Source organism: Neorhizobium descurainiae, assembly GCF_051400715.1.
Lineage (GTDB): Bacteria > Pseudomonadota > Alphaproteobacteria > Rhizobiales > Rhizobiaceae > Neorhizobium.
Genome location: NZ_JBLFFK010000001.1, coordinates 451,842 through 469,566 on the forward strand (window position 1 = coordinate 451,842; position 17,725 = coordinate 469,566).

Consider the following 17,725-nt stretch of genomic DNA (forward strand, 5'->3'; position numbering starts at 1 on the left):
GTCCTCCTCAATATGCTGGCTTAAGAACAAGTTGCATCGTGTCGCCTCAGGCGAGCATGATCAAATTTTGAGCCATCTAAGCATAGGCCTATTTTCCGTTCAAGCCGGAAAATTGAAGCTTGCAAAAGCTGCTTCCTGCATCGCAATATCCACCCCGACCAGTGTGGTGGATTTGACGTTCGCATCACTTCACGGCAGGCGCCGAGGCGAACCTTGAAACCGAAACCGCAATGAAACCACAGAGTTACTGATGTCCTTCGGAATCCGGACACCAGAGTGGGAAACAACAACGTAAACGGGGTCTCCGTAATGCCAGTCATCAACCGCGTCGCCGAAATGCAGGATCAGGTCGCCGAGTGGAGGCGCCACCTGCACCAGAATCCGGAACTGCTCTACGACGTCCACGAGACCTCGAAATTCGTCGCCGAGAAGCTCCGATCCTTCGGCTGCGACGTCGTTGAGACCGGCATCGGGAAGACCGGCGTCGTCGGCATCATCAAGGGCAGCCATGGCGACGGCCCGGTGATCGGCTTCCGTGCCGACATGGACGCGCTGCCGATCTTCGAGACGAGCGGCAAGGCCTGGGCTTCCCGGACGCCGGGCAAGGCGCATTCCTGCGGCCACGACGGGCACACCGCCATGCTGCTCGGCGCGGCCCAGTATCTCGCCGAGACCCGCAATTTCAAAGGCTCCGTGGCGGTGATCTTCCAGCCGGCGGAGGAGGGCGGCGCGGGAGCGCTCGCGATGATCAACGACGGCCTGATGGAGACGTTCGGCATCAGGCAGGTCTACGGCATGCATAACGAGCCGCGCCTGCCGGTCGGCAATTTCGCCATCCGCAAGGGCGGCATCATGGCCGCCGCCGATACGTTCGAGATCACCGTCCATGGCCGCGGCAGCCATGCCGCCCAGCCGCACAATTCCATCGATCCGATCCTCGTCTCCTCGCATATCGTTCTGGCGCTGCAGTCGCTCGTCTCGCGCGAGACCGACCCCCTGAAATCGCTCGTCGTCACCGTCGCCTCCATCCATGGCGGCGAGGCGAGCAACGTCATTCCGGCCTTCGTCAAGATGACCGGCACGGTGCGCACGCTCCTGCCGGAAACCCGCGACTTCGCCGAGAAGCGGCTCACGGAAGTGGCGCAATCGACGGCGATCGCCCATGGCGCGACGGCGGAGGTCACGTATCGCCGCGGCTATCCGGTCACCTTCAACCACGACGACGAGACCGACTTCGCCGTCGAGATCGCCGGCAAGGTCGCCGGGCCGAAGGCGGTCCAGACCGGCATGGCGCCGCATATGGGCGCGGAGGACTTCTCCTACATGCTGGAGAAGCGGCCGGGCGCCTTCATCTTCATCGGCAACGGCGATAGCGCGAGCCTCCACAACGCCGCTTACGATTTCAACGACGAGGCGATCCCATACGGCGTCAGCTACTGGGTGACGCTCGCTGAAACCGCGCTTTCCGCGCAAGAACTGGCCGCCTGACGCCGAGGGAGAGATTTCCATGCTGCTTTCGGGAAATTCGATGGAGCAGGGCGGCGGTTCGGTGACGCCCGTGCTTTCCGTCCGCAATCTCTCCACCTCGTTCCGCGTGAACGACGAATGGCGGACTGTGGTGCGCAACATCTCCTTCGACGTGGCGCCGCGCGAGACGGTGGCGATCGTGGGCGAGTCCGGTTCGGGCAAGAGCGTCACGTCGCTCTCCATCATGCGGCTCCTGCCGAAGAATTCGAGCCGCGTCGAAGGCCAGGTTTTCCTGGGCGGCAGGGAACTCCTGTCGCTGCCGGAGGAGCAGATGCGCCGGGTGCGCGGCAACGACATCTCGATGATCTTCCAGGAGCCGATGACCTCGCTCAATCCGATTTTTCCGATTGGAAAGCAGATCGCCGAGGCGCTCACCGTTCATAAGGACATTTCCAAGGCGGACGCCAAGGCGGAGGTGATCCGGCTCCTGGAGAAAGTGCGCATCCCGAACGCCAAGAACCGTTTCGACGAATATCCCCACCAGTTTTCCGGCGGCATGCGCCAGCGCGTGATGATCGCCATGGCGCTTGCATCCAAGCCGAAGCTCCTGATCGCAGACGAGCCGACGACGGCGCTCGACGTGACGATCCAGGGCCAGATCCTCGATCTGATCAAGGCGCTGCAGGACGAGGAGGGCATGTCCGTTCTCTTTATCACCCACGACATGGGCGTGGTGGCGGAGGTGGCCGACCGGACGATCGTCATGTATCGCGGTGATGCGGTGGAGACGGGCGAGACCGGCGACATTTTCCACCGCGGCCGGCATCCCTATACGCGAGCGCTTCTCTCCGCCGTGCCGCGGCTCGGCTCGATGGGCGAGCGGAAGCTCCCCTTGCGGTTCCCGATCATCGACGTGAAGACGGGCGAACAGCAGCCGCTTGCCGACGTCACCGACACGGTCGCCAAGGGCAAGACGCCGATCCTCGACGTAAAGGACCTGACGACGCGTTTCGACATCCATTCCGGACTGTTCGGCCGCAAGACCGGCGCCGTGCATGCGGTGGAAAAGGTCTCGTTCGATCTCTTCGAGGGGGAGACGCTGTCGCTGGTGGGCGAATCCGGCTGCGGCAAGTCGACCACCGGCCGTTCGGTGACGCGGCTGATCACGCCGACCAGCGGCGAGGTGACGCTCGACGGCTACGAGGTGATGAAGCTCGACGCATCGACGCTCAGGCAGATGCGCCGGTCGATCCAGATGGTGTTCCAGGATCCGTTCGCCTCCTTGAACCCGCGCATGAGCGTCGGGGCGGCGGTGATGGAGCCGTTCGTCGAACACAGTCTCGGCACCAAGCAGCAGGCGCGGGACAAAGCGGCGGGCCTGATGGAGAAGGTGGGCTTGTCCGCCGACATGATGAAGCGGTTTCCGCACGAATTTTCCGGCGGCCAGCGACAGCGCATCGCCATCGCAAGGGCGCTGATGCTCGATCCGAAGGTGATCGTCGCCGACGAGGCGGTCTCGGCGCTCGACGTGTCGATCAAGGCGCAGGTCTGCAACCTTCTGCTCGACCTGCAGCAGAGCCTCAACCTCGCTTACCTCTTCATCTCTCACGACATGGCGGTGGTGGAGCGCGTCAGCCACCGGGTGGCGGTGATGTATCTCGGCGAGATCGTCGAGATCGGCCCGCGGGCGGCGGTGTTCGAAAACCCGCAGCATCCCTATACCAGGAAGCTGATGTCGGCGGTGCCGGTGCCGGACCCGTCGCGCCGCAGAATCACGCGCAACATGTCGACCGACGAGATCAAGAGCCCCATCCGCCCCGTCAACTACGTGCCGCCGAAGCGGGAATACCACGAGGTGAGTGCGGGACATCTGGTACAGGTGGCGTGAGGTTTTCGACGCCGTCGAATTTGCCGAATGTCCCGATTTCTGGTATCTTCCAATGCATATGAAATTCGGACTGATCGATCCGCTTGGCACGAAGAAAGTTCTCACATGAGCGACAAGGACACGATCCGGCAGCGCACGCTTGAAGCCGCTCATCTTCAGATGATCGAGGGGAATCCCCTTGATGCGGAACAGATTGCGATGTTCGAGATGTTCGACCGCGAAGGCTGGTCGCCAGAGCGGCAGAGGGCTTATGTACTTGAGCGGGTTCGTACCGCTGTCGCGTCTCGCACGACGGAATAAGTGATGGTCTCCGAGGCTCAGATCGAGCAGGAGCTGCTTTCGCTTGACCGGTCAAACAAGCCTGTTAGTCTTCGAATCAGGCTTGTGCGGCCTGCCGCTCGCTCCCTCGTGGAATGGTGAACGCATAACCGAATTCATGGTCTGATCCGCCTCGGCGATTCATCAGCAATGCGAGCACTGACCTCTTTCACGAGTCGCCCGGGTGAGGATTGACCGATGAAGAGCTTCCTCGAATCGAAAGCCATGGCGAAGGCGTTGCGCCAGTCTTTGGCGGAGCGGAATATCAATATTTCCCACAGCGAGTGCCTGGAACTGGTCGCGCGGCAATTCGGACTTGCAGACTGGAACGTTCTCTCTGCCCAGATCGAATCGGCCAGGGCGAAACTGGAACCGCTGCCGATGCCGTCAGGTTGGTTTCCGACAGGTTTTACCGACACGAAGCGATATCGGATCGGTCTCGATCCGTCTTCGTCCGGCTGCGCTCTGATCGAATGCGTGGTCGGCCGGGAAATCGATTTGGGCAACGAGCGCTTCGCCTGCATGATGCAGAGCATCGAAGCGGACAATTATCGCGGCACGACACTGCGCTTGACAGCCAGTATCAGGGCTGAGGCCGCGAATGTCGGAACCATCTGGATGCGTATTGATGGTACGGCGGGGCCAAGCCTGCGTTTCGACAACATGCTTCAACGTGAGACTGATGGGGCGATTTACGGCACGTCCGGGTGGATCGAGCGCTCGATCGTTCTGGATGTGCCCGAAGAGGCATCCAGCATCCACTACGGCTTTTTCCTGAAGGGATACGGAAAAGTGTGGGCACGTAACTTTCGTCTTCAGCCAGCTGTCGATGGGACCGCGATCACGGAAATGCGTCCACCCTCGCCTGAAAGGAAGATTTTGCCGAGGCAGCCAGTCAATCTCGATTTCATGGCGCTCTCCACCTGATCTGCTTCCCGCCGCCCACCGTTTGACAGCGACTCGAAAAACATGGCAGCAAACACGCCGAGGAGATTTTCTGCCATGGCAAAACGGTCTGACACGCAAGGGCGGCTCGACGATGCGGCGCGGGCGGGCTGGCTTTACTACGTTGCGGGAAGAACCCAGGACGAGATTGCCGCGGCCATGAGCATTTCGAGGCAGTCGGCGCAGCGGCTCGTGTCGCTCGCCGTCGCCGAACGCCTCATCAAGGTGCGTCTCGACCATCCGATCGCGGCCTGCCTCGAGCTCGCCGAGGCCCTGCGCCAGGAATACGATCTCAGGCATGTGGAAGTGGTGCCGAGCGATCCCGCCGGCGTGTCGACGACGGTCGGCATTGCCGAGGCGGGAGCAGCGGAGATCGAGCGCTGGCTGAAGCGGCCGGATCCGATCGTGATCGCCGTCGGCACCGGCCGCACCCTGAAGGCCGCCGTCGACCAGTTGCCGCCGATGGAATGCCCGCAGCACCGCATCGTGTCGCTCACCGGCAATATCGGGCCGGACGGTTCGGCCGCCTTCTACAACGTCATCTTCTCGATGGCCGATGCCATCAAGGCCCGGCATTTCCCCATGCCGCTGCCGGTCCTCTGTTCGTCGGCGGAAGAGCGCGAGACCCTGCACGACCAAGCGCTGGTGCGCTCCACGATCGCGCTCGGCGCCCAGGCGGACGTCACCTTCGTCGGCATCGGCGAACTCGGCGTCGACGGTCCGCTCTGCGTCGACGGCTTCCTCGGGAGGGACGAAATGCTCAAGCTGGTCGAAAGCGGCGCGGCCGGCGAGATCTGCGGCTGGGTCTATGATCATCGGGGCCGGCTCCTCGACAACTCCATCAACGACCGCGTCGCCAGCGTTCCGATCCCCTCGCGCGAAACTTCGGCGGTCATCGGGATAGCCCAGGGCAGGAAAAAATTCGCAGCGATTTCCGCCGCCCTGAAGGGCAAAATCATCAATGGCATCATCACCGATGAAGCCACTGCGGAGCAATTGCTCATCGACTGAGCAAAAATTATACCTAGCCAAATCAACGGCATGACCTATGTCCGTTGCATCGCAGCGACGAATGCCGATTGACTTTTCACGCCGTTTTGTGGGTAATTGCCCATGAGCAAAGCGAATGCTCGCATTTAATCTTCTCGGGAGGAAGATATGACACTGAAGACGGTTTTGCTGGGCGCCTGCTCAGCGCTGGTGTTTGCCGGGGTTCTTTCCACCGCGGCTTCGGCCGAAACTCTCACGATCGCGACGGTCAACAACGGCGACATGGTCCGCATGCAGGGCCTGACGTCGGAATTCACCAAGGCCAATCCGGATATCGAGATCAACTGGGTCACGCTGGAAGAGAACGTGCTGCGCGAGCGCGTCACCACGGATATCGCCACCAGGGGCGGCCAGTACGACATCCTGACGATCGGCAATTACGAAGTGCCGATTTGGGCGAAGCAGGGCTGGCTGCTGGAGCTCGACAAGCTCGGCGACGCCTATGACGTCAACGACCTTCTGCCGGCGATCCGCGGCGGCCTGACCGTCGAGGGCAAGCTCTATGCCGCGCCGTTTTACGGCGAGTCGGCGATGATCATGTACCGCAAGGACCTGTTCGAGAAGGCCGGCCTCCAGATGCCGGAAAGCCCGACCTGGCAGTTCATCGGCGATGCGGCCCGCAAGATCACCGACCGTTCCGCCGACATCAACGGCATCTGCCTGCGCGGCAAGGCCGGCTGGGGCGAGAACATGGCCTTCGTCACGGCGCTGACCAATTCCTTCGGCGGCCGCTGGTTCGACGAGAACTGGAAGCCGCAGTTCGACCAGCCGGAATGGAAAGAGGCGCTGCAGTTCTATGTCGATCTGATGAAGGATGCCGGCCCGTCCGGCGCTTCCTCGAACGGCTTCAACGAGAACCTGACGCTCTTCCAGCAGGGCAAGTGCGGCATGTGGATGGACGCCACCGTTGCGGCCTCCTTCGTCTCCGACCCGAAGAACTCGACGGTTGCCGACAAGGTCGGCTATGCGATCTTCCCGACCAAGGAAGGCGTGAACAACCACGGCAACTGGCTGTGGTCGTGGAACCTTGCCGTGCCGGCGAGCTCGACCAAGGCCGAGGCCGCTCAGAAGTTCATCTCCTGGGCGACCAGCAAGGAATATACCCAGCTCGTCGCCTCCAAGGAGGGCTGGTCGAACGTTCCTCCGGGCACGCGCACCTCGCTCTACGAGAATGAGGAATACAAGAAGGCGGCGTCATTCGCGGAGCCTACGCTTGCAGCGATGCAGGCGGCCGACATCACCAAGCCGACCGTCAAGCCGGTGCCCTATACGGGCGGCCAGTTCGTGGCGATCCCGGAATTCCAGGCGATCGGCACGAATGTCGGCCAGCTCTTCTCGGCCGTCGTCGCCGGCCAGTCCACCGTCGACGACGCGCTTGCCCAGGCGCAGTCCGCCACCACGCGCGAAATGACCCGCGCCGGGTATATCAAGTAAGCCTCCCGAGCACTCGGCCGCCCGGTCAAGTCTCCGCCGGGCGGCCGGATTTCGAAAGCATCACCGGGATAATAAGAAGAAGCTGCATCCCTGCGCCGTCTCCTTCCCAAAGAAAAGGCGCAGCGATTTAGGGAGGGCGTCGATATGGCAACGCAAAACACGAAGACGTTGGCGCGGCTGATGATGGCGCCCTCCGTTCTGCTTCTCTTGGTCTGGATGATCGTTCCCTTGGCGATGACATTGTGGTTCTCGTTCCAGAACTACAATCTGCTCAATCCCGCCAATGTGAGCTTCGCCGGTTTCTTCAACTATCAATATTTCTACACCGACCCGGCCTTCTTCCAGTCGATCTGGAACACGCTGGTGATCGTCGTCGGCGTGCTCGCCATCACCGTCGTCGGCGGCATCGCGATCGCGCTGCTGCTCGACCAGCCGATCTTCGGGCAGGGGATCGTGCGCATCCTCGTCATCTCGCCGTTCTTCGTCATGCCGCCGGTCGCGGCGCTGGTGTGGAAGAACATGATCATGCATCCGGGCTATGGGGTGCTCGCGGATATCGCCAGGTTCTTCGGCCTTCGCCCGGTCGACTGGTTCGCGCAATACCCGCTCTTCTCGATCGTCGTCATCGTCGCCTGGCAATGGCTGCCGTTCGCCACCCTCATCCTCTTGACCGCGCTGCAGTCGCTCGACGGCGAGCAGAAGGAGGCGGCCGAGATGGACGGCGCCAACTTCCTCAACCGCTTCATCTATCTGACGCTGCCGCATCTCGCCCGCGCCATCACGGTCGTCATCCTCATCCAGACGATCTTCCTGCTCGGCGTCTATGCGGAAATCCTCGTCACCACCAATGGCGGTCCCGGCTACGCCTCCACAAACCTGCCGTTCCTCATCTACCGCACCGCGCTGCTCGGCTACGATGTCGGCGGAGCCTCGGCGGGCGGCATCATCGCCATCATCCTCGCCAATGTCGTCGCCATCTTCCTGATGCGCGCCGTCGGCAGGAACCTGGACCGGTAGGAGATCACGTCATGGCCCGCTCCGTCACCACAAGGCACAAGATCACCGCCACGGCCGCTGCCTGGATCGTCGCGCTCGTCATCTTCTTCCCGATCCTCTACACGCTGATCACCAGCATCAAGACCGAGCCGGAGGCGATCGCCGGCTTCAACCTCATCCCGTCCGGCACGTTCGAGAACTACGTCACGGTCCAGACCCAGCGGGACTACCTGAAGCCGTTCATGAACTCCGTGATCCTGTCGGTCGGCTCGACGATCCTCGCCCTGATCATCGCGATCCCCGCCGCCTGGGCCATGGCGTTCTCGCCGACGAAGCGCACCAAGGACATCCTGATGTGGATGCTCTCCACCAAGATGATGCCGGCGGTCGCCGTCCTCGTGCCGATCTACCTGATGTTCCGCGATTTCGGGCTGCTCGACACGCGCATCGGGCTGACCGTCATGCTGACCCTGATCAACCTGCCGATCGTGGTGTGGATGCTCTACACCTATTTCCGCGAGATCCCCGGCGAGATCCTGGAGGCGGCGCGGATGGACGGGGCGGGGCTGTGGCAGGAGATCGTCTACGTGCTCACCCCGATGGCGGTGCCGGGGATCGCCTCGACGCTGCTTTTGAACATCATCCTCGCCTGGAACGAGGCGTTCTGGACGATCCGGCTGACGACCACCAACGCGGCGCCGCTGACGGCCTTCATCGCCTCCTTCTCGAGCCCCCAGGGGCTGTTCTGGGCGAAGCTTTCGGCCGCCTCCACCATGGCGATCGCGCCGATCCTCATCCTCGGCTGGTTCAGCCAGAAACAACTCGTTCGCGGCCTCACCTTCGGTGCGGTCAAGTAGGCGGCGCGATTAAGCAAGGACCCCCGGCTATGGGCAGCATCACCCTCAAAAACGTGTCGAAGACCTTCGGCGAGGCCAAGGTCATCCCCTCGATCGACCTGGAAATCCACGACGGCGAGTTCGTCGTCTTCGTCGGCCCCTCCGGCTGCGGCAAGTCCACGCTTCTGCGCCTGATCGCCGGCCTCGAGGATGTCAGCGGCGGCCAGATCCTCATCGACGGCAAGGACGTCACCGCCGCCGCCCCTGCCCAGCGCGGGCTTGCGATGGTCTTCCAGTCATATGCACTCTATCCGCATATGAGCGTCAGGAACAACATCGCCTTCCCGCTGAAGATGGCGAAGATGGACAAAGCCGCGATCGACAGGAAGGTGACGGACGCCGCGCGCATCCTCAACCTCACCGACTACCTGGAGCGCCGGCCCTCGCAGCTTTCCGGCGGCCAGCGCCAGCGGGTGGCGATCGGCCGGGCGATCGTGCGCGAACCGTCGGCCTTCCTGTTCGATGAGCCGCTCTCCAATCTCGACGCGGCGCTGCGCGGTACTATGCGGCTGGAGATTTCCGAGCTCCACCACCAGCTGAAGACGACGATGGTCTACGTCACCCACGACCAGATCGAGGCGATGACCATGGCCGACAAGATCGTCGTGCTGAACCGCGGCAATATCGAGCAGGTCGGCTCGCCGCTGGAGCTCTACCGCAGTCCGAAGAACCTCTTCGTCGCCGGCTTCATCGGCTCGCCCCGCATGAACTTCATTGACGGCGCCTATGCGCAGTCGAAGAATGCCAGGACCGCCGGCATCCGGCCGGAGCATATCGGCCTGTCGAGGGACAGCGGCCTGTGGACCGGCAGGGTGACGGTCGCCGAACATCTCGGCGCCGACACCTTCCTGCATCTCGACGTCGAAGGCATCGGCCAAGTCACCGCGCGCTGCGACGGCGAATTCGGCGCCCGTCACGGCGACAAGGTCTATATGACCCCCGACGAGACCAAGCTGCATCGTTTCGATGACAGGGGCATTGCAATCAAGGCCTGAGGTTGTGACGGGAGTGCAAGCGCTTGGTCGTCATGCTCGGGCCTGTCCCGAGCATCTGCAAACGGTTCGATAATCTCGACGTGGATAGATCCTCGGGACAAGCCCGAGGATGACGGCGGGAGGAGTGCCGCATGCCATCAAACCAATACCCTGCGATCAAGGCGGAGGTGTTGGTCTGCCTTATTGGCCTGATATTTCGCAGGCCACACTGGAGTATGAGACAATGACTGTGAAGCTTTCGCTGGCGAGCTTGAAGGACGCCGCGGCCACCGCCGCCGTGCCGGCCTATGATCCCAGGAGCCTGACCCCCGGCATCGTGCATTTCGGGGTCGGCAATTTCCACCGGGCCCATCAGGCAGTCTATCTGGACGACCTGTTCAACATCGGCAGCGGACACGACTGGGCGATCGTCGGCGCGGGCGTTCTGCCGTCGGACGCCGCCATGCGCGACAAGCTGAAGGCCCAGGATTATCTCACCACCGTCGTCGAGCAGGACAACAACAAGACAGCCGCGCGGGTCACCGCGCCGATGATCGACATCATCGCGCCGGACCAGAAAGAGGCGCTGATCGAAAAGCTCGCCGATCCGGCGATCCGCATCGTGTCGATGACGATCACCGAAGGCGGTTATTTCATCGATGCTTCCGGGCAGTTCAATCCGGCCCATCCGGCAATCGCCGAGGACGGCAGGCACCCGGAGGACCCGAAGACCGTCTTCGGCCTCATCCTCGCGGGCCTCAGGCTGCGCAAGGAAAAGGGTATACCGCCCTTCACCATCATGTCCTGCGACAACATTCCCGGAAACGGTGAGGTGACGGAAAACACCGTCATCGGCCTCGCCAGGCTTTCCGATCCCGGTTTCGCCCGCTGGGTCCATGAGAACGTCGCCTTCCCGAACTCGATGGTGGACCGCATCACTCCGGCCACCGGGCAGCGCGAGATCGGCATTCTCAGAGAGGATTTCGACATCGACGACAACTGGCCGGTCTTCTGCGAGGAATTCAAGCAGTGGGTGATGGAGGACAAGTTCCCCGCCGGGCGTCCGCGGCTGGAAGAGGTCGGCGTGCAGTTCGTGCCGGATGTGGCCCCCTACGAGTTGATGAAGATCCGCATCCTGAATGGCGGCCATGCGGCGATCGCCTATCCGGCGGCGCTGCTCGACATCCATTTCGTCCATGAGGCGATGGAGCATCCGCTGATCCGCGCCTTCCTCGCGAAGCTCGAAAAGGACGAGATCATCCCGATCGTGCCGCCGGTGCCGGGCACCGATCTCAACGACTATTTCGCGCTGATCGAGCGCCGCTTCCTGAACCCGAAGATCGGCGACACCATTCCGCGGCTGGCGCAGGACGGTTCCAACCGGCAGCCGAAATTCATCCTGCCTTCGACCCGCGACCGGCTCGCCAAGGGGCTCGACATCGTTGGTCTTTCGCTCGTCTCGGCGCTCTGGTGCCGCTATTTCGCTGGCACGTCCGACAGCGGCAAGGAGATCGTCTTCAACGACACGAGCGCCGACAAGCTGCACGCGGCGGCGCTGAAAGCCAAGGATAACCCCGAGGCCTTCCTTGTCTTCGATGAAATCTTCGGCGAGGTTTCGAAATCCGAGCTGTTCCGCAAGCGCTTCGCCCATGCGCTTGCGACGCTCTGGAAAGAGGGGACGGCGAAGACGCTCGAGCTGTATCTGGCAGGCGATCTCGTCAAATAGCGGGTGGGAGACGTGGTGCAGACGGCGGGACCATTGGTGATCTTCGATTGCGACGGGGTACTCGTCGACAGCGAAACCGTCTCGATCCGCGTGCTGCTCGACGGGCTTGGCCGCAAGGGGCTGGTCCTGGACGAGGCGGAGGCCTGCCGCCATTTCCTCGGCCGCAGCCTCGCCACGGTGACGAAGACCATACGCGAGGAATTCGGCATCGAGGCGGACGACGCCTTCCTGGAAGACATGCGCCGTGATCTCTACGCCCGCTTCCGCGCCGAGCTCAAGCCCATGCCCGGCATCGCCGAGACGCTGGATGCGCTGACCTTGCGCCGCTGCGTCGCCTCCTCCAGCCAGCCGGAGCGCATCCGCCTGTCGCTTTCGCTCACCGGTCTCATCGACAGGCTCGAACCGAACATCTTTTCCGCCGCCATGGTGGCGCGCGGCAAGCCGGCGCCCGACCTCTTCCTGCATGCGGCGAGCCAGATGGGGGCCGACCCCGGAAACTGCATCGTCATCGAGGACAGCCCCGCCGGCATCGAGGCCGCGCATCGCGCCGGCATGGTCGCGTTCGCCTTCGTCGGCGGCTCTCATGCCTCAGCCCCCGGTTACCGCGAACGGATCGATGCGCTTTCTCCGGAAGTCGTGTTTGACGCCATGCCGGATTTGATACACCTTGTCCGAAAACATATGGAGGACCGCAACGGACCCGTTTCCCGGGCCGCACCTTAGGGCGGCTCGCGAAATTCCGAAGCGAACACAGGGACAGGAAACAGATCGGGATGCGTGATCACCTCGTTGCGGTCGATATCGGCACCGGCAGCGCGCGCGCCGGAGTGTTCGACCGCAACGGACGCCTGCTGGCGAAGGCCAAGCACCCGATCCTGATGTTCCGCCCGAAGGAAAACCACGCCGAGCACGATTCCGAGGATATCTGGGCGGCCACCTGCCGGGCGGTGCGGGAGGCGGTTGCCGAGGCGGGTATCGCGGCATCGCAGGTCGCCGCCATCGGTTTCGACGCCACCTGCTCGCTCGTCGCCCGCGACCGCGAGGGACGCCAGCTCACCGTCTCCACGACGGGGGAAAGCAGCCACGACACGATCGTCTGGCTCGATCACCGGGCAATCAAGGAGGCCGATCTTCTCTCCGCCACCGGCCACAGGGTGCTGGAGTTTTCCGGCGGCTCGCTGTCGCCCGAGATGGAAATGCCGAAGCTCATGTGGCTGAAGAAGAACCTGCCGCAAAGCTGGGCGAGGGCGGGGTATTTCTTCGACCTTGCCGATTTCCTCACCTGGAAGGCGACCGACTCGCCCGCCCGTTCCCGCTGCACGCTGACGGCCAAGTGGAACTATCTCGCCCATGAGAACCCCGGCTGGAGCGCCGATTACCTGGTGCTCGCCGGGCTCGACGATCTTCTGGAAAAGGGCGGCCTGCCGGACGAGACGGCCGGGGCGGGCGCAAGCATGGGGCGCCTCAGCCCGAAGGCCGCCGATGAACTCGGCCTCGATACAGACGTCGAGGTGGCGCCGGGCATGATCGATGCCTATGCGGGCGCCTTCGGGGTTCTTGGCGGGGTGTCGGGCGGCTCGCCGGGAGGCTCGAAGCTGGAGAACAGCGTGGCGCTGATCGGCGGCACGTCGAGCTGCATCGTCGCCTTCGCCCGCGAGGCCAAGCCGGGCCGCAGCCTCTGGGGACCCTATTACGAAGCGATCCTGCCGGGCCATTGGCTGGTCGAGGGCGGTCAGTCGGCGACCGGCGCGCTGCTCGACCATATCGTCCACATGCATGCCGCGGGCGGCGAACCGACCACCGAGCTGCACGGCCGTATCATCGCCCGCGTAGAGCAATTGCGCGCCGCGGAAGAGGGCGATATCGCCCCGAACCTGCATGTCCTGCCGGATTTTCACGGCAACCGCTCGCCGCTCGCCGATCCGCATGCGACCGGCGTCATCAGCGGCCTCACCCTCGACACCTCATTCGACGGGCTCTGCCGGCTCTACTGGCGATCTTGCGTCGCCGTCGCGCTCGGCATCCGCCATATCCTCGAAACGCTCGCCGGCTACGGCTACCGGTTCGAGACGCTGCATGTCACCGGCGGACACGTGAACAATCCGCTGCTCGTCGAGCTTTATGCCGACGTCACCGGCCGCAGGGTGGTGATCCCGGAAACGCGCGATGCGGTGCTGCTCGGCACGGCCATGGCGGCCGCGGTCGCCGGCGGCGTGCATGGCTCACTCTTCGAAGCGGGCCGGTCGATGGATGCGGGCGGCACGGAACGGCTTCCCAATCCTGGGCGCGCGGGGCAATACGACCGCGACTACCGCCGGTTCCTTACGATGGTAAGGCACCGGGAGGAGTTGCGGGGGATGGAGTGATGAACAGTTCGGAGCTCTCCGGCATCTATCGCGCATACATCGCCTGTCTGAACAGTCAGGACTGGCAAGGTCTCGGCCGCTTCGTAGGCGATGACGTTGTCCACAATGGCCGGCGGATCGGCATTTCCGGTTATCGGGATATGCTGACAAGGGACTTCGAGCAAATTCCGGATCTGCATTTCGACATCGAGTTGCTCGTCTGCGATCCGCCCCATGTGGCAAGCAGGCTCGCGTTCGACTGCACGCCCAAAGGGACGTTCCTCGGCCTCGACATCAATGGGAAGAGGGTCGCGTTTGCCGAAAACGTCTTCTACCGGTTTCAGGCGGGAAAGATTGCGGAAGTCTGGTCGGTCATCGACAAGGCGGCCATCGAGGCTCAGCTCTAGCCGCCCTACCGCAGAATTCGGTTCGTCATCAGCCATTTCACGGAACGTGGCCAGGCATAGTTCGCGCCCATGCGGAGGTCGGTAAAGCCCACCGAAACAGGTTTTCCGGTTTCAGCGTCAAGGATGCGGATGAACATCGTATGTTCCGTCCGGTTGACGCGCGTTACAACGCCCAGCAAGGCAAGAGACGCGCCGTGCTCCCTGGCTATCCTGCCTTCACAGCCCCCGCAGTTGCGCAATCCGTGCGGCGCCGCCGCCTCATCTCTCGCCGCCCCGTCGATGATCGTGAAACGCCCCGATTGGGAGAGCATCTCCCTGGCAACCTGCGCCGATTCCGACAGATAGCGTCTATCGTGTTCATCCGGCGGAATTATTCCTGCTCCGGCGCTTTTGTCCTCCAGTTCGAAGGGAAACACTTCGATCGACATCGGCTTTGTCTGCTGAGCCTGTGCAAACACGCAGGTGCCCGCAAGCAGCGTCATCAGGACAGTCAATCTGCGAACGCGCATGATCGGTCCTCCCGTCCATATCATCGTCATTATACACGGCCTGCCGGCCCAAATCACGATCAAAGGGGGGAGGGCCGCTAATGCAGATGCCTCAGCTTGTCGGGGTTCCTCACCACATAGATGGCAGCGATCTTGCCGTCCTCGATGTCGAGCGCGGTCGTCTGGAACTCGCCATCCGCTTCCAGCGTGACAAAGCCCGGCAGGCCGTTGACGAAGCCGGCACGAACCAGTTGCGAGCCGTGTTTCTTGAACAGGGCCGCCAGATTTTCGTGCACCTTCATCACGGCATCGAAGCCGAAGATCGGTTCCAGGATCGCAGGGCGTTTGCCGCCGCCGTCTGCATGAACGCTCACGTCCGCCGCCAGCATCGCGCCAAGCGCCTTCATGTCGCCGCTACGCGATGCCGCATAGAAGGCCTCGGCAAGCTCGACGCCCCGTTGCTTGTCCACCTGGAAGCGGGTTCTCGCCTCGCGGACATGGATGCGCGCACGGGCGGCAAGCTGGCGGCAGGCGGCCGGGTCGCGTTCGACGGCCGCCCCGACTTCCTCGAAGCCCAGTCCGAACACGTCGTGCAGCAGGAAGGCCGCCCGTTCGAGCGGCGAAAGACGTTCCAGGGCAAGCATCAACGGCAGTGTCACGTCTTCCTGTGCTTCCTCTTCCACCACGGGATCGGGAAGCCATGGGCCGACGTAGGTCTCGCGCTGGCGCCGCGCCGACTTGAGCTGGTCCAGGCAGAGGCGCGTGACCGTCCGGCGCAGGAATGCTTCCGGCTCTCGCACGGCGTTGCGGTCGGCCTTCATCCAGCGGATGAAGGCCTCCTGCACCATATCCTCGGCGTCGGCCACGGATCCGAGCATGCGATAGGCGACGCGCATGAGCTTCGGACGCAGCGGATCGAAGCTCGCCGCTGCGTCCTCATGGTCGAGCCCCGCCATCAGGCGGCCGCCACCACGGCCTGGGCAGCCTTTGCTGCCGCGGGGTCGGTCCACAGACCGAAGCCGACCGCGAGGCGATTCCAGCCGTTGATGACATTGATCATCAAAGTGAGCTTCACCTGTTCCTCCGCCGTGAAATGGGCCCACAGGACTTCATAGGCGCTTTCCTGCGCATGGCCTTCCGAAAGCCGGGTGAGCGCCTCGGTCCAGCCTAGTGCAGCGCGTTCGCGATCGGAATAGCATGGAGCTTCACGCCAGGCCGACAAGAGGTAGATGCGCTGCTCGGTTTCGCCCTTCGCGCGGGCTTCCGCCGTGTGCATGTTGATGCAGTTGGCGCAGCCGTTGATCTGCGAGGCGCGGATCTTGACGAGTTCGATGAGGCTCGGCTCAAGGCTCGACGCAACTTCGACGGAGACGCCCATCCACTTCTTCATCAGCGCGGGAGCGGCGGAGAAAATATCAAACTTGGCACTCATGGTCCGTTTCCTTCTGTTGGTTACGACACCATGACGAGCCAGGATCCGCGGGTGTGACATGCCCGCAAAATTTTCTTGTCCGGCACCCATCCGGTTGGCGCTTGCTCCCGCGCTTCCTCAAACCTACATCTCTGCGGCATAACTGGAGACGCCGATGATCCTCGACGCCGCACGCCTTTCGCTCCTCAACCTCTTCGCGCCGGAGACCCGTTCCGTCTTCTGGAAGACGCTCGGCCTAACCATTCTCGTGCTGGTCGGTCTCTGGTTCGCGCTTCGCGAATTATTCGCCTTTTATGCCTGGCCTTGGTTCGCCGCCTTCTTTCCCGACCTGCCGGACTGGACCGGCTGGCTCACCCTGGTCGCGGCGATCGTCGCCAGCATCGGGCTGGCGCTCGCGCTCGCCCTGCTGATCGCGCCGATCACCGCTCTGATCGCCGGCCTTTTCCTCGACGACGTGGCGGAAGTGGTCGAGAAACGCGACTATCCGGACGATCCGCCCGGCAAGGCCATGCCGATCGGGGAGGCGATCGCCAGCTCGATCAAATTCCTCGGCGTGGTGATCGCCGGCAACATCGTCGCGCTTTTTCTCTTGTTCATCCCGGGCATCAACCTGATCGCCTTCTTCCTGGTGAACGGCTATCTGCTCGGCCGGGAATTCTTCGAATTCGCCGCGATGCGGTTCCGGACGCCTGCGGACGCGCGTGCCTTCCGCTCCAAACATTCCTCGACCGTCTTCATGGCGGGCCTTCTGATCGCCTGCTTCCTGGCGATCCCGATCGTCAACCTCTTGACGCCGCTCTTCGCGGCGGGCCTCATGGTGCATCTCCACAAGGCGATCTCCCGCCGCGACCCGGTCTTCAAAACCTAGCCCGGCAGGACCGAAGCATCGTACATCGCCGCGAATTCGGCACTCGGCGGGATCGGCGTGATCACGTCGATCAGCACGCCGTTCGGGTCCGAGGTGATGAAATGCCGCTGGCCGAAATCCTCGTCGCGGAGATCGAGCCGGATCGGCAGCCCGGCGGCCTTGAGGCGATCGTAGACGGCATCGACATCCTCCACCTCGAAGTTCAGGAGAAGCCCTGAGATCTTGCCGCGACCGCCTTCTGGGATGGTCTCGTGGCTGCCTTCGAGGATCGCCAGCGTCACGTGCTCGCTGTCCTTCGATTGCAGGTGGACGTACCAATCCGCGGAGAATAGCGCCTCAAAGCCGAAATGCCCGGCATAGAAGGCCGCCGTGCCGGGGACGTCGTCGGTCATGATGACGGGATAGTAGCTCAACGCCTTCATGGCTTTTCCTTCCTCTCTCTTTAAGATACATTCAGTCTGTATGTTTCTTTATAGATACATTCTGTCTGT

Annotated in this window: 18 protein-coding genes; 14 read left to right on the forward strand and 4 right to left on the reverse strand. The window is 62.9% G+C overall.

What is annotated here, in order from left to right:
• The first annotated feature begins 309 nt into the window (after window positions 1-309).
• The 13 genes from ACMGE0_RS02085 to ACMGE0_RS02145 all read left to right on the forward strand — a co-directional run bounded on the left by ACMGE0_RS02085 (window position 310) and on the right by ACMGE0_RS02145 (window position 14,446).
• On the forward strand, window positions 310-1,488 hold the full coding sequence (locus ACMGE0_RS02085) for a M20 aminoacylase family protein (RefSeq protein WP_436814196.1): 1,179 nt from the start codon (window positions 310-312) through the stop codon (window positions 1,486-1,488).
• A 19-nt stretch (window positions 1,489-1,507) separates the two neighbouring features.
• On the forward strand, window positions 1,508-3,355 hold the full coding sequence (locus ACMGE0_RS02090; protein WP_436814197.1) for an ABC transporter ATP-binding protein: 1,848 nt from the start codon (window positions 1,508-1,510) through the stop codon (window positions 3,353-3,355).
• Window positions 3,356-3,460: 105 nt separating this feature from the next.
• Window positions 3,461-3,655, forward strand: coding sequence for a hypothetical protein (locus ACMGE0_RS02095; protein WP_436814198.1), 195 nt, complete (start codon window positions 3,461-3,463; stop codon window positions 3,653-3,655).
• 216 nt (window positions 3,656-3,871) lie between these two features.
• Window positions 3,872-4,600 carry a glyoxalase superfamily protein gene (locus ACMGE0_RS02100; protein ID WP_436814199.1) on the forward strand — a complete coding sequence of 243 codons (729 nt, stop codon included), beginning with the start codon at window positions 3,872-3,874 and terminating at the stop codon, window positions 4,598-4,600.
• Window positions 4,601-4,675: 75 nt separating this feature from the next.
• Window positions 4,676-5,629, forward strand: coding sequence for a sugar-binding transcriptional regulator (locus ACMGE0_RS02105; protein ID WP_436814200.1), 954 nt, complete (start codon window positions 4,676-4,678; stop codon window positions 5,627-5,629).
• Window positions 5,630-5,776: 147 nt separating this feature from the next.
• On the forward strand, window positions 5,777-7,102 hold the full coding sequence (locus ACMGE0_RS02110; RefSeq protein WP_436814201.1) for an ABC transporter substrate-binding protein: 1,326 nt from the start codon (window positions 5,777-5,779) through the stop codon (window positions 7,100-7,102).
• Window positions 7,103-7,246: 144 nt separating this feature from the next.
• Window positions 7,247-8,119, forward strand: a complete 873-nt coding sequence (locus ACMGE0_RS02115; RefSeq protein WP_436814202.1) for a carbohydrate ABC transporter permease — start codon at window positions 7,247-7,249, stop codon at window positions 8,117-8,119.
• 11 nt (window positions 8,120-8,130) lie between these two features.
• On the forward strand, window positions 8,131-8,955 hold the full coding sequence (locus tag ACMGE0_RS02120; RefSeq protein ID WP_436814203.1) for a carbohydrate ABC transporter permease: 825 nt from the start codon (window positions 8,131-8,133) through the stop codon (window positions 8,953-8,955).
• Window positions 8,956-8,984: 29 nt separating this feature from the next.
• Window positions 8,985-9,989: an ABC transporter ATP-binding protein gene (locus tag ACMGE0_RS02125; RefSeq protein WP_436814204.1), complete on the forward strand. Its 1,005-nt coding sequence runs from the start codon at window positions 8,985-8,987 to the stop codon at window positions 9,987-9,989.
• 223 nt (window positions 9,990-10,212) lie between these two features.
• Window positions 10,213-11,694, forward strand: coding sequence for a mannitol dehydrogenase family protein (locus ACMGE0_RS02130; protein ID WP_436814205.1), 1,482 nt, complete (start codon window positions 10,213-10,215; stop codon window positions 11,692-11,694).
• 15 nt (window positions 11,695-11,709) lie between these two features.
• Window positions 11,710-12,417: an HAD family hydrolase gene (locus tag ACMGE0_RS02135; RefSeq protein ID WP_436814505.1), complete on the forward strand. Its 708-nt coding sequence runs from the start codon at window positions 11,710-11,712 to the stop codon at window positions 12,415-12,417.
• Between the two features lie 50 nt (window positions 12,418-12,467).
• Window positions 12,468-14,060, forward strand: coding sequence for an FGGY-family carbohydrate kinase (locus ACMGE0_RS02140; RefSeq protein WP_436814206.1), 1,593 nt, complete (start codon window positions 12,468-12,470; stop codon window positions 14,058-14,060).
• Window positions 14,060-14,446, forward strand: coding sequence for an ester cyclase (locus tag ACMGE0_RS02145; protein WP_436814207.1), 387 nt, complete (start codon window positions 14,060-14,062; stop codon window positions 14,444-14,446). Before ACMGE0_RS02140 ends, ACMGE0_RS02145 begins: the two co-directional genes overlap by 1 nt.
• Window positions 14,447-14,451: 5 nt before the next feature.
• Here the strand turns inward: ACMGE0_RS02145 and ACMGE0_RS02150 are convergent, their stop codons facing one another.
• The 3 genes from ACMGE0_RS02150 to ACMGE0_RS02160 all read right to left on the reverse strand — a co-directional run bounded on the left by ACMGE0_RS02150 (window position 14,452) and on the right by ACMGE0_RS02160 (window position 16,366).
• On the reverse strand, window positions 14,452-14,928 hold the full coding sequence (locus tag ACMGE0_RS02150) for a DUF3280 domain-containing protein (protein WP_436814208.1): 477 nt from the start codon (window positions 14,926-14,928) through the stop codon (window positions 14,452-14,454).
• A 104-nt stretch (window positions 14,929-15,032) separates the two neighbouring features.
• Window positions 15,033-15,890, reverse strand: a complete 858-nt coding sequence (locus tag ACMGE0_RS02155; protein ID WP_436814209.1) for a sigma-70 family RNA polymerase sigma factor — start codon at window positions 15,888-15,890, stop codon at window positions 15,033-15,035.
• On the reverse strand, window positions 15,890-16,366 hold the full coding sequence (locus ACMGE0_RS02160) for a carboxymuconolactone decarboxylase family protein (RefSeq protein ID WP_436814210.1): 477 nt from the start codon (window positions 16,364-16,366) through the stop codon (window positions 15,890-15,892). Before ACMGE0_RS02160 ends, ACMGE0_RS02155 begins: the two co-directional genes overlap by 1 nt.
• 154 nt (window positions 16,367-16,520) lie before the next feature.
• Between ACMGE0_RS02160 and ACMGE0_RS02165 the strand changes: the two genes are divergently transcribed.
• Window positions 16,521-17,234, forward strand: a complete 714-nt coding sequence (locus ACMGE0_RS02165) for a sulfate transporter family protein (RefSeq protein WP_436814211.1) — start codon at window positions 16,521-16,523, stop codon at window positions 17,232-17,234.
• On the opposite strand, the gene ACMGE0_RS02170 is transcribed toward ACMGE0_RS02165, so the two are convergent.
• Window positions 17,231-17,656 carry a VOC family protein gene (locus ACMGE0_RS02170; protein WP_436814212.1) on the reverse strand — a complete coding sequence of 142 codons (426 nt, stop codon included), beginning with the start codon at window positions 17,654-17,656 and terminating at the stop codon, window positions 17,231-17,233. The genes ACMGE0_RS02165 and ACMGE0_RS02170 overlap by 4 nt on opposite strands.
• Window positions 17,657-17,725 lie beyond the last annotated feature (69 nt).

Excerpts from the sequence above, each read along its gene's own strand:
- ACMGE0_RS02085 (WP_436814196.1), top strand. The coding sequence starts at position 310 with ATGCCAGTCATCAACCGCGTCGCCGAAATGCAGGATCAGGTCGCCGAG.
- ACMGE0_RS02090 (WP_436814197.1), top strand. The coding sequence starts at position 1,508 with ATGCTGCTTTCGGGAAATTCGATGGAGCAGGGCGGCGGTTCGGTGACG.
- ACMGE0_RS02095 (WP_436814198.1), top strand. The coding sequence starts at position 3,461 with ATGAGCGACAAGGACACGATCCGGCAGCGCACGCTTGAAGCCGCTCAT.
- ACMGE0_RS02100 (WP_436814199.1), top strand. The coding sequence starts at position 3,872 with ATGAAGAGCTTCCTCGAATCGAAAGCCATGGCGAAGGCGTTGCGCCAG.
- ACMGE0_RS02105 (WP_436814200.1), top strand. The coding sequence starts at position 4,676 with ATGGCAAAACGGTCTGACACGCAAGGGCGGCTCGACGATGCGGCGCGG.
- ACMGE0_RS02110 (WP_436814201.1), top strand. The coding sequence starts at position 5,777 with ATGACACTGAAGACGGTTTTGCTGGGCGCCTGCTCAGCGCTGGTGTTT.
- ACMGE0_RS02115 (WP_436814202.1), top strand. The coding sequence starts at position 7,247 with ATGGCAACGCAAAACACGAAGACGTTGGCGCGGCTGATGATGGCGCCC.
- ACMGE0_RS02120 (WP_436814203.1), top strand. The coding sequence starts at position 8,131 with ATGGCCCGCTCCGTCACCACAAGGCACAAGATCACCGCCACGGCCGCT.
- ACMGE0_RS02125 (WP_436814204.1), top strand. The coding sequence starts at position 8,985 with ATGGGCAGCATCACCCTCAAAAACGTGTCGAAGACCTTCGGCGAGGCC.
- ACMGE0_RS02130 (WP_436814205.1), top strand. The coding sequence starts at position 10,213 with ATGACTGTGAAGCTTTCGCTGGCGAGCTTGAAGGACGCCGCGGCCACC.
- ACMGE0_RS02140 (WP_436814206.1), top strand. The coding sequence starts at position 12,468 with ATGCGTGATCACCTCGTTGCGGTCGATATCGGCACCGGCAGCGCGCGC.
- ACMGE0_RS02145 (WP_436814207.1), top strand. The coding sequence starts at position 14,060 with ATGAACAGTTCGGAGCTCTCCGGCATCTATCGCGCATACATCGCCTGT.
- ACMGE0_RS02150 (WP_436814208.1), bottom strand. The coding sequence starts at position 14,928 with ATGACGCTGCTTGCGGGCACCTGCGTGTTTGCACAGGCTCAGCAGACA.
- ACMGE0_RS02155 (WP_436814209.1), bottom strand. The coding sequence starts at position 15,890 with ATGGCGGGGCTCGACCATGAGGACGCAGCGGCGAGCTTCGATCCGCTG.
- ACMGE0_RS02160 (WP_436814210.1), bottom strand. The coding sequence starts at position 16,366 with ATGAGTGCCAAGTTTGATATTTTCTCCGCCGCTCCCGCGCTGATGAAG.
- ACMGE0_RS02165 (WP_436814211.1), top strand. The coding sequence starts at position 16,521 with ATGATCCTCGACGCCGCACGCCTTTCGCTCCTCAACCTCTTCGCGCCG.
- ACMGE0_RS02170 (WP_436814212.1), bottom strand. The coding sequence starts at position 17,656 with ATGAAGGCGTTGAGCTACTATCCCGTCATCATGACCGACGACGTCCCC.